General features: G+C 28.6%; 11 protein-coding genes. 2 read left to right on the plus strand and 9 right to left on the minus strand.

What is annotated here, in order from left to right:
- Positions 1 to 112 precede the first annotated feature (112 nt).
- The 4 genes from VLM92_RS04485 to lgt all read right to left on the minus strand — a co-directional run bounded on the left by VLM92_RS04485 (position 113) and on the right by lgt (position 4,414).
- Positions 113 to 2,092, minus strand: coding sequence for a stage V sporulation protein D (locus VLM92_RS04485; RefSeq protein WP_325275157.1), 1,980 nt, complete (start codon positions 2,090 to 2,092; stop codon positions 113 to 115).
- A gap of 12 nt (positions 2,093 to 2,104) precedes the next feature.
- Entirely contained in the window at positions 2,105 to 2,461 is a 357-nt protein-coding gene (locus tag VLM92_RS04490; protein ID WP_325275158.1) for a hypothetical protein, read from the minus strand.
- A gap of 161 nt (positions 2,462 to 2,622) precedes the next feature.
- Positions 2,623 to 3,558, minus strand: coding sequence for a 16S rRNA (cytosine(1402)-N(4))-methyltransferase RsmH (rsmH, locus tag VLM92_RS04495; RefSeq protein WP_325275159.1), 936 nt, complete (start codon positions 3,556 to 3,558; stop codon positions 2,623 to 2,625).
- 118 nt (positions 3,559 to 3,676) lie between these two features.
- Entirely contained in the window at positions 3,677 to 4,414 is a 738-nt protein-coding gene (lgt, locus tag VLM92_RS04500; RefSeq protein WP_325275160.1) for a prolipoprotein diacylglyceryl transferase, read from the minus strand.
- Between the two features lie 266 nt (positions 4,415 to 4,680).
- Here lgt and VLM92_RS04505 point away from each other — a divergent pair, with 266 nt between their 5' ends.
- Positions 4,681 to 5,325 carry a TrkA C-terminal domain-containing protein gene (locus tag VLM92_RS04505; protein WP_325275161.1) on the plus strand — a complete coding sequence of 215 codons (645 nt, stop codon included), beginning with the start codon at positions 4,681 to 4,683 and terminating at the stop codon, positions 5,323 to 5,325.
- A 205-nt stretch (positions 5,326 to 5,530) separates the two neighbouring features.
- Here the strand turns inward: VLM92_RS04505 and VLM92_RS04510 are convergent, their stop codons facing one another.
- The 4 genes from VLM92_RS04510 to VLM92_RS04525 form a co-directional block, all read right to left on the minus strand.
- On the minus strand, positions 5,531 to 7,048 hold the full coding sequence (locus VLM92_RS04510) for a BCCT family transporter (RefSeq protein WP_325275162.1): 1,518 nt from the start codon (positions 7,046 to 7,048) through the stop codon (positions 5,531 to 5,533).
- Between the two features lie 394 nt (positions 7,049 to 7,442).
- A complete protein-coding gene (gene yfmH / locus VLM92_RS04515; RefSeq protein WP_325275163.1) occupies positions 7,443 to 8,735 on the minus strand; it encodes an EF-P 5-aminopentanol modification-associated protein YfmH in 1,293 nt (430 codons plus the stop codon).
- Between the two features lie 14 nt (positions 8,736 to 8,749).
- Positions 8,750 to 10,015, minus strand: a complete 1,266-nt coding sequence (yfmF, locus tag VLM92_RS04520) for an EF-P 5-aminopentanol modification-associated protein YfmF (protein WP_325275164.1) — start codon at positions 10,013 to 10,015, stop codon at positions 8,750 to 8,752.
- A gap of 1 nt (position 10,016) precedes the next feature.
- Positions 10,017 to 11,135 carry a hypothetical protein gene (locus tag VLM92_RS04525; RefSeq protein WP_325275165.1) on the minus strand — a complete coding sequence of 373 codons (1,119 nt, stop codon included), beginning with the start codon at positions 11,133 to 11,135 and terminating at the stop codon, positions 10,017 to 10,019.
- A 388-nt stretch (positions 11,136 to 11,523) separates the two neighbouring features.
- Here VLM92_RS04525 and ychF point away from each other — a divergent pair, with 388 nt between their 5' ends.
- Complete coding sequence (ychF, locus tag VLM92_RS04530) at positions 11,524 to 12,621, plus strand: redox-regulated ATPase YchF (RefSeq protein WP_325275166.1); 1,098 nt, start codon at positions 11,524 to 11,526, stop codon at positions 12,619 to 12,621.
- 298 nt (positions 12,622 to 12,919) lie between these two features.
- Here ychF and nhaA read toward each other — a convergent pair whose 3' ends face one another.
- On the minus strand, positions 12,920 to 14,116 hold the full coding sequence (gene nhaA, locus VLM92_RS04535; protein ID WP_325275167.1) for a Na+/H+ antiporter NhaA: 1,197 nt from the start codon (positions 14,114 to 14,116) through the stop codon (positions 12,920 to 12,922).
- Positions 14,117 to 14,176: the final 60 nt, after the last annotated feature.

Consider the following 14,176-nt stretch of genomic DNA (forward strand, 5'->3'; position numbering starts at 1 on the left):
TATACCCACATATACATTGCCCCCCACTAATCTTAACTTTATAATTATATACTATATTTTTATTTTTTTGAAGGTATTTCTAATTATATGTTAATAATCTGTTACTTTTTATTTATCTAAAGTATAGTATTATACTAGAGTCTTCAGCTACTTTGACACCTGGTTTAGGAAACATATCTATGACCTTAGTTCCTTTAGGTATTTCTATATCCGTATCTATATTTGGACTTAATTTAGCTTCTTCTAATGATTTTACAGCTTCTTCGATGTCTAAATCTCTTACATCCGGAACTGTTACTTGATCTTTTTCAAATTCTTTTTTCTCTTCTTCACTATATTTTGGTTCTACTCCTAAATATTTTAATGAATCATTCATTATTTCTTTAACTATAGGACCAGCTGTAGTACTACCAAATGCACTTACTCCCGTTGGTTCATCTACTATAGCAAGAACTACTATTTGAGGGTCATCACACGGAGCTATCCCTACAAATGAACATATATATTTACCTTGAGCATACTTTCCATCTATAACCTTTTGTGCAGTACCTGTTTTTCCACCTATTCTATATCCTGGGATATATGCAGCTTTCCCTGAACCTTCACTAACAACAGATTCTGCGATGTCCATCATCTCTTTCGATGTTTCTTGTGATATCACCTGTCTTACTACCGTTGGTGCAATTTCTTCTACTATGTTTCCTTGATTGTCTGTATATGCTTTTACAACTCTTGGTTCCATAAGATTCCCCTCATTTGCTATTGATGATATTGCTGTTATAAGTTGAATCGGTGTTACTGATATTGACTGACCAAAAGATATTGTAGCAAGTTCTACTGGACCTACATTTTTTTCATTATACAAAATCCCTTTTGCTTCCCCAGGTAAATCTATACCTGTTTTATCCATAAAGCCAAATGCTTCTATGTAATCATACATCTTTGATACGCCTAATCTACTTCCTACTTCTACGAATACTGGGTTGCATGAGTTTTGTACTGCTTGCTTAAATGTTTGTTCTCCATGAGGTCTATAATGTCTCCAACATTTTATTCGTTTTCCTCCAATAGTTACACTTCCTGTACAAGTAAATTTCTCATTTTCTTTAATTACATTCTCCTCTAATCCTGCCGAAGATGTAATTAACTTAAAAGTAGATCCTGGTTCATATGTATCACTTACTGCAGGATTTCTCCACATTTGATAGTATCCTTTTAATTTATCTTTTTCTTCGTATTTATCTAATTCTTCTTGATAATATGGGTATATAGGTGTTCTTGGATCATTAGGGTCATAATCTGGTTTTGATGCTAATGATAATATATCCCCAGTCTTTGGATCCATTGCCACCACTGTAACTCTTTTTGCATTATTAAGTTCATATGCTTTTTGTACTGCTTTTTCTGTATAATGCTGTATTACCTCATCTATTGCAAGCACTAATCCATTACCTTGAGTCGGTTCATAATATTTTTCCATCCCTCTTGGTATTTCTCTTCCTGATGCATCTGTACTAACTATTAATTTTCCAGATTTTCCTTTTAAATGTTTATCATACTTCATTTCTATACCAGCTATACCTTGAGAGTCTGCCGATGTATGCCCTAATACATAAGAAGCAAAGTTTCCATATGGATAGTATCTTTGATTATCTTCTGCTACCCAAATTCCCGGAATTTTAGCTTCCCTTATTTTAGTTGCTTTATCATCGTCTATCCATCTTTCAATTTTAACTAATGCCATATTTTTTTTACTTACTAGTTTATAAACATCCTCATACTCTTTCCCTAGCATTTCAGAAACTTTTTTTGCTGAATTTTCCTTATCCTTAACCTCTACAGGTTTACACCATACAGTATATTTTGTAACACTTACTGCAAGTTCTTTCATATTCTTATCATATAAAGTTCCCCTTTTAGGTTCTATAGGAATTTCTCTTGTTTGTTGGTCTGTAGCTTTAGTACTTAACCAATCTCCTTTTACCAACTGAATATATCCCGTTCTAATCGTAAGGCCTAAAAATAGAACACATGCTAGTATAAGAACAAGAACTAATCTCTTTTTGCTTACTCTTTTTATATTTTTACTCAAGCGTTTTCCCCCTTACTTCTCAACCTCTATGTATCTTATTTGATTCTTTTCAGGATAGTCCATATTAAGTTCTTCTTTAGCTCTTTTTTCTATTTCTTGTATCGTTGTGCTTGTATCGATCTTAGCCTTTAATTCTCCTAATCTAATTTCTTCTTTTCGTAACTCTTGTTTTAAATAATGAATCTCATACTTAAGGTCAGATACAATTACATACCCACCTATATTCCATATCATAAATCCTAAAGTACTAATAGATATGAGAAATATAGATATTCTCTTTTTAAATTTCATCCGTCTTTTATTTTTATGTTTATTCTTTTTTTCTTTTTTATATTCATTTATGTTCTTAATTTTATTATTTTTTTTCATATATGCCACCCTCATATTTTATTAACTGTATATATATATTTGTGATTTATAAGTAACCTTCCTTTAAACTTTCATCGTAAAATTAATACAATAAAAAACAAAAAAATAGACTATAACACTAAATGTAACTTTAATGTTGTAGTCTATTTATCATTTTTATACTATTTTCTTTCTGCAACTCTTAATTTTGCACTTCTTGACCTTGGATTAACTTCTATTTCTTCATCAGTTGGTAATATAGGTTTCCTTGTTATAACTTTTACAAGAGACTCCTTATCACACTGACATATTGGTAAATGAGATGGACATATACAGTCTAGAGCTAAATCTCTAAATTCATTTTTTACAATTCTATCTTCTAAAGAGTGGAATGTTATTATACAAATTCTTCCACCTTCATTCATTATAGAAACTGCATCATCTATCATATTAGTTATTACACCAAGTTCATTATTTACTTCTATTCTTATGGCTTGGAATGTTCTTTTAGCTGGATGTGGTCCATCCATTCTAGCTTTCTTAGGAACAGCCTTCTTAATTGTCTCTACAAGTTCTCCAGTAGTCTCTATTGGCTTTTCAGCTCTTAATTCTACTATAAACTTAGCTATACGTTTAGCCCAATTATCTTCACCGTAATCTTTTATTATTTTTGCAAGTTCTTCTTCACTATAAGTGTTTACCACATCATATGCAGAAAATTCACATCTTACATCCATTCTCATATCAAGTGGTGCATCTTGCATATAAGAGAAACCTCTATCAGCTTCATCTAATTGATGAGATGAAACTCCTAAATCTGCAAGTACTCCATCTATTTTATGAACACCTATTTTAGCTAATTCTTCTTTTATGTTTTCAAAATTACTATGAACAAATCTTACTCTATCACTATATTCACTTAATCTTTCTTTTGCAGTTTTTATAGCATTTTTGTCTTGATCAAATCCTATAAATAGTCCTTTATCTGATAGTCTTTTTACTATCTCCTTAGAATGTCCTGCTCCTCCCATTGTACAGTCTACATAGACTCCATCTGGTTTTATATTTAAATTTTCTATGCACTCATTTAAGAGTACAGATACGTGATGAAATTCCATTTTGTATTTTCTCCTTAATTGCTTTTCGTTAAATTTGAGCAACATGCCTAATCTATAGCTCGTTTGAGCCATGTGCGGGCTAACCACTTAAGCGACATGTAAAGCGAATTTTATTCTTCTATTTTACTTTGTTTTTTCTTTTTGACAAATATATATGAGCAACTATACCACCAACTACACCTATTAAACTTATAACTTGAGCCATTCTAAGTGGTCCTATCATTAGACTATCTGTTCTAAGTCCTTCTATAAAAAATCTTCCTAGAGAATATAATGTTACATAGTATACTATAATTTGTCCTTCATATTGTTTTTTATTTCTAAATATCCATAAAAATATAAATATACCTAAATCCCATATTGATTCATATAGAAACGTTGGATGAACTTTAACTCCATCTACTACTATTGCCCATGGTAAATTTGTTGGACCTCCATGTGCTTCTCCATTTATGAAATTTCCCCATCTACCTATTGCTTGTGCAAGTGGCATCCCTATTATAACAATGTCTGCTATTTTTAAGAAATTCATTTTCTTTATTCTCGTAAAAATGTACCCTGTAAGTATACCACCAATAAGTGCACCATGAATTGCCATTCCTCCACCTCTAAAATTTAGAATTTGAGAAGTGTTTTGAGAATAATATTCCCAATTAAATATTACATAATACAATCTTGCACTTAATAATCCTATTGGTATAGCTATTATAGCTAAATCTAATACATCATCTTCTTTTATTCCAACTCTTTTTGCCTCTTTTAAGGCTATTAAAGTTCCTAAAATCATGCCAGTAGCCATAAGAACACCATACCACATAACGTCTATTCCAAATATACTAAATGCTACTCTATCCATACTATCACCTCTTATTTTTAATATTTTTCAACCTCTAATATTTTTTATTTCGTGGTTATATATCTTTTCCTTAGTATGCAAATATAACTTGTATTTTTTATGAAGTTTATTGTAATATTATAACAGTTTGTTCATAATAATAACATACATTATATTCAATTGTACCTTTAATATCATTAATGCTTTAATTAATTTTAATCATATAGACATATTTATATATAAAGTATAAAATAATATGTATTAAAATATATATTTCAGGAGGAAAAATGGAAAAGAATTGCTCATTACCTATCTATCATAAGATTGCGTTAGATATAGCCAACAAGATACACCTTAGAGAAATACAAGAGGGAAGCTTACTTCGTGGAAGGTCTTCTTTAGCAGGAACATATAATGTTTCTCCCGAAACAATACGCCGAGCTATGAAGGTACTTGAGGATTTAGAAGTAGTTTCTAGCGTTAAAGGTAAAGGAATTTTAGTTTTATCCGCCGAAAAAGCATTGTCTTTTTTAAATAAAAATCAGAATATTACCAATATATCCTCATATAAATCTAATTTACAAAAATTACTGATATCAAAATCTAAATTAGAAAATGAAATTATTGATAACATAAATAAGATAATAGATTATTCTAGTAGATTATCTAATATCAATCCTCTTATACCGTTTGAATTTGAAATTACAAAAGAATGTAAGTTCATAGGTTTAACAGCTGCAGAAACTAAATTTTGGCAACATACAAGTGCAACCATAGTCGGTATAAAACGCAACGGAGAGCTTATACTTTCGCCTGGCCCTTATATTGAATTTAGAGAAAGTGATATCCTTATGGTTGTTGGAGATACTAGTATACATCATTCAGTTCCTGCATTTTTATACGACCTATCCGATGAATATGAAAATAATTAAAAGTATGTTTACTTAATTTTTATATAAACATAATTTTGAAATAAAAAATAGAATGATAAATTTGTAAGTCCACCATTCTATTTTTATTTTTTATACCTACATGAAATTATATTTAATTTTAAAATTTATATAAATATAAAATATTTAATTATACTTATTTATATGGATATCTTTGATTTACTATGTGCTATATCATTTAATTTGTTTAATACTTCTTTTCTGTATGTCTATATGACAAAGACTTGTGTTTTTGTTTAACTTCTTCTCTAAGTGCCTTAACAATAGATATAATACTTATACTAACTATTATAGTAAATGGAAATGCTGATACTATAGATACTGTCTGTAATGTCTTAAGTCCACCTGATAACAAAAGTGAAATTGCCATACCTGCTTGAATTATTCCCCACACTATCTTTTTACCATTGCTTGGATTTAAATCTCCATCTGATGTAAACATTCCCAATACATATGTTGCTGAATCTGCCGATGATACAAAGAATGTACATAATAATATCATTGCTACAATAGATAATATATTCCCAAATTGATAATTTGAAAATACTTTAAATAATGCAGTTTCTGTTACTGATGTGGCCGTAGCTGCAAACTCTGTTCCTAAATTCATTCCCAAAGTTCCAAATACAGTAAACCATATTATACATGCCAGTGCAGGAGCTATAGTTACTCCTATTATAAATTCTCTTATTGTTCTTCCTTTGGAAATTCTAGCTATAAATATACCTACAAAAGGTATCCATGCTATCCATAGTGCCCAATAGAAAACTCTCCATTCGCTAATCCAAGCTTTAGTAGGATCCATATATAAACTTTGTGATATAAACTCTGTTAAATATGCTACTCCACCATTCCCTAAATTTTTTATCATATCTAATTTTGGTCCTATAAATATAGATCCAATCAATATAAATGCAGCTAAACTTAAATTTACATTAGAAAGCATCTTTATCCCTTTATCCAAACCACTAGTTGAACTTATTATGTATAAAACTGTAGTAATTGCTATAATAACTATTTGTGTTTTAATAGTATTTTCTATATTAAACATATATTCTAATCCACCAGCAATTTGCATTGTTCCCATACCTAATGATGTTGCTATTCCAGTTACTGTTGTGAATACCGCTAATATATCTATTGCCTTTCCTATAGGTCCTCTTACACCTTTTTCTCCTAATATAGGTAAAAATATACTGCTTATAAGACCTGGCGCGCCCTTTCTAAATTGAAAGTATGCAAGTGCTAATCCCATTACAGAGTAGGCTGCCCATGGGTGCAGTCCCCAATGTATATATGATTGTTGCATTGCAAATTTTGCAGCTTCACCAGATCCTGGTTGTGCTCCTATTGGTTTTATAAAATGTTTCATAGGCTCTACTGATCCGAAGAATACTAATCCTATACCCATTCCTGCACCAAATAACATAGAAAACCATGATAGATTGCTAAACTCAGGTCTATCAGTATCATTACCTAGTCTTATATTTCCATATTTACTAAATGCTAAAAATAAAGCAAAGAATACAAGTACAAGCATTCCAATTATATAAACCCAACTAAAATTATTTATAACTATATTAAACATAGATCTTGATATCTTTTCAAACATATTTGGTGAAACCATTCCTGTAACTACTACTACACTGGTTAATATTAAAGATATTATAAATACACAATTATTTTTTTTTGCTTTGTTTATCATATTTTTAATTAATCTCCCTTATTTTTTAAATCATCCAAGAAACAACTTTATTTTTTATACAAGTTTTTTCTTGATGCAACTTTATGTTATGATAAAGTTGTATCTTTTGTCAACTAACAGTAATGATTTCTTAAGTTTATAATCCTATCTTATATATTGATATATCTGCATTTAGAATTTTTTTAGTTTTTTATTAGCTAATTAAGTACAAAAGGGAGTGTCTCAAAATGATTTTTAAAATTTATTAAAAGAGATACTCTCTTTTTGTATAAATAATAAAATATATCTATATTTTTGCATAAATTAATTCTGTACATAAAAAATGAACTCTAATCATTAGAGTTCATTTTTGCTTCGGGCTAATCTTTATTTTGATACATCCCTTTTATATAGTTTAATTTTTAGTTGGTTCTACTATAGATATTATACAATATTCTTCTTTTAAATGAGAATTTAATCTTTCTTCTACCTCTTCAAAAGTAACATCTTTCACTACGTCTAAATAATCTAGTAAGTTTATCCCTTTAAAATTATAAGATATAAAATTATTCGCTATAAAGTTTACTGAGTCAAAATATTTTAAAAAGTTTCCTATTTTCTTCTTTTTAACTCTTTCAAATTCTTCTTTATTTAATCCATCTTTTTTATATTTTTCTATATGCTCTAATATTATTCTTTTAACTTCTTTAGGATCTTTAGAGTCTCCTCCAATTATAGTAAATCCATAATCTACTTGAGAGGAGAACCCTCCACCAAAGTTGTCATTTATAAGACCTTTCATATATAAATCTTCAAATAATCTACTACCTCTTTTAAATATTATATCTATTAATATTTCTGTAACTATCTCTTTTCTTAAAAGTTGATTTCCTCTTATACCTACTTTATTATCTTTAAAAGCTATGTTAAACATAGGCATTGATATAGGAAATTTAGCTACTTTCTCTTTTTCATTAACTCTGTTTGGTTCTTCCGGATAAAATTTTTGTATTTCATTAGATAATTTAGCTACATCATAATGATTAACTTTCTTAACTACTTCTATAACTTTATCAACTTCTAAATCTCCTACAACAAATAACGCCATATTCCCTGGGTTATAAAATGTATTATAGCATTTATATAATTCTTCTTTTGTTATTTTGTAGATACTTTCAACACTTCCTGCTATATCAACTCTTACAGGGTAATTTACATATAATGCTTTTAAACAATTAAAGTAAACATTCCACTCAGGGTCATCATCATACATTTTTATTTCTTGTTCAATTATTCCTTTTTCTTTTTCTACATTTTCATCTGTAAAATAAGGAGTTTGCACATAATCTATTAAATGCTCTAAACTATCATAAAAATTTTCAGTTGCTGAAAATAAATATGCAGTTGTTGTAAAATTTGTGAAGGCATTTGCACTTGCTCCCCACTTAGAAAATTTATCAAAGGCATTGCCTCCATCTGGCTGTTCAAACATTTTATGTTCTAAGAAATGTGCTATACCTTCATTAACCTTAATCTTTTCATTTTCTCCGATTGGAATAAATTCTAATTCATTAGAACCATAATTAGTTGCTAAAACTGCATACTTTTTAGTAAATCCATGTTTAGGCATAAAGTAAACGTCTAATCCATTTTCTAATTTCTCATAATAAATTTGCTCTTTTAATATATCATTAGTTATTTTTTTCATATATATCACCTCACTTAGTTTCTTAAGAAATAAACAGTATCAAGTTCTATTTTCTCAAAAGCTTTAACTATATCTTCACTTTTAACCTTAACTACATTATCTATTATTTTTTCTATTGTAGAATTTGTATTACTCATACCTTGTGCAAAATAAAAATCAGACATTCCACCTATACTATCAGATAATGACTTCATTGAATTTATTAATGCGCTTTTGCTATTTTCTATTTCATCTTGTGATATTTCTCCTGCTTTTATGCTTTCTAATTGTTTTTTAACTAGTTCTACAGTTTTTTCATAGTTTTGTACTTCTATTCCTGATGATACAAATAGTATTCCTTTGTATTTTTCAGCTGATGAATAAATATAATAACATAAACTTTCTTTTTCTCTTATATTTATAAACATTTTAGAATGTGGTCCGCCACCTAACACATTACACCCTACTATTAAAGGATAATATTTATCTTCATCTTTAAAGTCTATATTAGTTCTATATCCCATAACTAGCTTACCTTGAGTTATGTCCATCTTATCTTCAACTACTTTTACTTCTTTTATATCTTTTTTATATTCTTCTCTAGGAATTTGTATTATTTCTCCTCTTTCAAAAGTGAAGTTTTTACTTATTATATCTATAACTTCTTTTTCGTCAAAGTCACCTTCTACAACTATATCTATAGGAGAAGTTCTTATTATGTTTTTATAGTGTTCATATAAGCCCTTAGCATTTATTTTATCTAAATCTTCTTCATAACCATGTTCACTTATACTAAATCTTTCACCTTTACACATTTCTTCAAAAGTTCTTTCAAGTGCATATCTACTTTTATCATTTATCTTTGCTTGTATTCTATCTTTTAAGTTAGTTTTTTCTATGTCTAAATATTCGTTATTAAATCCACCATCAATCACTAAATTATTATTTAAAACCTCATTGAAAAATTCTATTACATTTGTAAATATTTTTTCATCTAAATATCTTTCATTAGTACTTATTATTTTAAAAGTAATTACTTGACGCTCTCCTCTTTTAGAAACATCTCCTACCATAGAAGAACCATATAAATCATCTAACTTATTTGATATTTCTCTTAAACTTGGATATTTTTCACATCCACTAGTGATAATAGCTGGTATTAATGCATTCTTTGTAGTTTCTTCTCTGTCTAGTATCCTTTGTATGTAAATGCTAACAAGATTAGACTTAAACTTTGTAGCTGGTATTAATGTTAGATTAATATTTTTACCTAGATTTATTTTCTTAATGTCTTTTTCCATTTTATCCTCCTATTTGATTCATTAATGATATTCTTTTAAAAATTTCGTCTACTATTGCATCCGTTTTTTTCTCAGGATTTATATAATAAAACTTAGTATTCCCCATATCAAGGTCTTCAAGTATACTTTCAACTAAATGTTTAGTATACATAGTGTCAATTGTACATGTTGGTAATACAACATACAAGGTATTAATTCCATATTCTAGCAATTCTTCTCCTGATTTTATTATATCTTTTTTATTATTTTCTAAAAGAGGTAATTTTATTTGAATGTCTATGTTTTTTTCTTCATGTTCTATGTATTCTTTTATTTTTTCTCTAAATAATATATCTTGCTCTAAATTATTTTTATTGTATAATCCTATTAATAATACACCCGAATCTTTTTCTAAGCTCCTTATATTTTTTAATATTTCATTTTTATAAACCATTGCCAAGTTATTTGACTTATAAAAAGGTTCTAGTATTTCTATATCTACTAAATTATAAGATACTAAATTTAATTTTTCATACCTTTGTTTAAATATTTCATAATCTTTTCCTTCTGTCATGAATAATGGACAAATAATTATTTTTTTGTACCCTTTAGAAACTATATCTTCCAATGAATGTTCAAAATATGGTTGAGTATACATGTAAGAATTAACTACCTTATATCCTTCATCTAATTGATAACTTAACTTTGTTGCAACTTCTTCTGCCTCTTCTTTAAAATCACTATCTCCTAACTCATTATAATAACTTTTGTATTTGTATAAATCTTTGATGCCTCTGAATAAAGATTCGTATCCTTTTTCATAGTGAATTTGTGTAGATCTTTCTCTTAAATTATAATGTTTATACTCTCCTTCTGAAACTAATAATATTAATGTTTCTTCTTCATCTTCTCCTGGCTGTATATCTCTAAAGCTTATGTAATCTCTAAATCCAAAAGTTACCATTAAGTTTACACCAATAAAGGAAATAATAAGAGCATAAATCATATATTTATAATCTTTGTTAATTATTATTTGCTTATAAATTATTACTGTTGACAAGATTATAAGTATATTTTCCATATATCCATTAAGTATTAAACTTAAGGCTATCGATGTAAATAAAATAATTGAAAACATCATAAAATCAACCCCAATAAAAAAATTCGATTTTGAGCTATATATAGGCGAAACATTTTGAGCCACGTGTGGGCGAACCACTTTACTCATTTCGCCTAAAATGTTGCAAAACAGGTCCATTACCTAAACAACGTATTAACGAATTACTTCAAGTTTAGTTGTTGGATTTAGAACTTCCCCACAAACCAGATAGGTTCTAAATCCTTAGTATATAAAATTATAGATGTAAATGTGTAGTTTACATCTATTATATATATGAGGTATAATCAATATGTATGTCTATAATAGAATTTTGTAAATTTGCGAAATTGGCTTTTTAACCCAATTTGATGCCTTAATAGGTTGTTTAAATTTATAATATATAAATATCACAAAAGAGAGGACGATGACTATGAAATTAGGTATAGTTGGTTTACCAAATGTAGGTAAAAGTACACTATTTAATGCAATAACTCAAGCAGGCGCAGAATCTGCAAACTACCCTTTCTGTACAATAGAACCAAACGTTGGTGTTGTTTCTGTTCCAGATGAGAGGTTAAACAAATTAAAGGAATTATATGATTCTAAAAAGGTAGTTCCTACAGCTATAGAATTCTGTGATATAGCAGGATTAGTTAGAGGTGCTTCTAAAGGTGAAGGTCTTGGGAACAAGTTCTTATCTCACATAAGAGAAGTTGACGCTATAGTTCACGTTGTTAGATGCTTCGAAGATCCTAATGTTGTCCATGTTGATGGTTCTGTTGATCCTTTAAGAGATATAGAAACTATAAACTTAGAATTAATATTCTCTGATATAGAGATATTAGAAAGAAGAATACAAAAAGGAGCTAAAGCTGCTAGAGCTGATAAAGCACTTGCTGCTGAACTTGAATTTTTAAAAGAAATAATGGTTACTTTAGAAGATGGTAAATGTGTTAGAACTATGGACTTTAATGATGACCAAAAGGCTTTTGTTGATTCATTAAACCTACTTACTTCTAAGCCAGTAATATATGCTACTAACGTAAGTGAAGATGATTTAGCTGATGAGGCTGAAGGTAACGAATACGTTAATAGGGTTAGAGAATTTGCTTCTACAGAAGATGCAGAAGTTGTTGTTGTTTGTGCTCAAATAGAAGCAGAAATAGCTGAGCTTGATACTGATGAAGAAAAGAAAGAATTCTTAGAAACATTAGGACTAGAACAATCAGGATTAGATAAGTTAATAAAGTCTTCTTACGCTTTACTTGGACTAATGTCTTACTTAACAGCTGGTCCTCAAGAAGTTAGAGCTTGGACTATAAAAGTTGGTACAAAAGCTCCTGCTGCTGGTGGAAAGATACACTCAGATATAGAAAGAGGATTCATAAGAGCAGAAACTATAGCATTTAACGACTTAGTTGGAGTTGGTACTATGAGTGCTGCTAAAGAAAAAGGCCTTGTTAGACTTGAAGGTAAAGAATATATAGTTAAAGATGGAGATGTTATATTATTCAGATTTAATGTATAATAATAAAAGGCTTATAGTTATGGTTTTACCATATTCTATAAGCTTTTTTAATATTTTTTTCTTCATTTACAGTTATCATTTTCATTGACTCTACCACTTTGATCTTTAATGGCTCTGCTACATACTTTTTACTATTTTTAAAAATATAACAATTGGATATGATCAGTTAGAACTTAATTTGAATTTTAATGATTAATTTAATAAATAATAGACCTAGAAAGTGTCTAAATTACAAGGTACCTTCTAAGGTATTTGTTTTAGCATGATAATAAAGTGCTACACTTAAATTAACAAACTATTATGCTACGCTTTCAGATTCAGTATTGTTAGAAATTTTCATATTATGAGTACTTACTCTGCTAGAAATAGTTGCAACTATATAAGTTGATATTATAGACAATATAGATGCTCCTAATATAGAAATTTTAGCTATACTTATATACTCTGGAGTAGCTTCAAATGCTATTTCAGCTACGAATATAGCCATAGTAAATCCTATACCTGCAAGTAATGATACTGAAAATATAGATACCCAAGTTGCATTTTCAGGTTTTTCTGTTATTCCAAGTTTCGCCGCTATAAATGTAAACAATATTATACCCAACGGTTTACCAATCACCAATCCTAAAACTATACCTACTATTAAAGTATTCGAAGAAGCTAAGTCTATATCAATACTTAAGCTTATAGCTGTATTTACTAAGGCAAACAAAGGTAATATAAATAAGTTACATAAAGGATTTAGCTTATGCTCTAATTTTTGAGACACCGATTCTTTTTCATTTTTTAATACTTTTGTTGGTATAGCAAGTGCTAACAATACACCACTTATAGTGGCATGAATACCACTTTCATATATGCAAAACCATAATACTAAAGCGATTAACATGTATGGTGTTACTTTATTCACTTTAAATTTTTTGTTCATAAGAATTAGTACAAGCATTATAGCTGATGCTAATGATAAGAATTCAAAGTTTATATTTGATGAGTATAAAATTCCGATTAATAATATCGATATTAAGTCATCAACTATTGCTAATGATAATAGGAATATTTTTAACGAAGGGTTCATCTTACTTTTTAACATCATAAATATACCAATAGCAAATGCTATATCAGTTGATATTGGAACACCTATACCATGTTCAAATAGCGTACCATGGTTAAATATTGTAAATATAATTGCCGGAACTAAAACTCCACCAAGTGCAGCTATTATTGGGAACGTAGCTTTTTTCAAGCTTGATAAATGTCCGTGTAATATTTCGTGTTTTATTTCTAATCCTACTAATAAGAAGAATATTGCCATAAAGAAATCATTTACTATCATATGAATATTAAAATGACCAAATAGTTCAACTTCACTAAATAGATGATGATAAGTTTGCCCTAAATTGCTATTTGCTATTATTAGCGAGATTATTGTAGCAAATATAAGTAGTATACCGGTTAATGTCTCTGATTTTACTATTTGTTTAAATTTTGATTTCATATTTATATCAGCCCTTTCTTGTTTTACGCACTCTATAAAACTACATTTTAGCATAAGTTC

The organism is Romboutsia sp. (assembly GCF_035470145.1).
GTDB lineage: Bacteria > Bacillota > Clostridia > Peptostreptococcales > Peptostreptococcaceae > Romboutsia_D.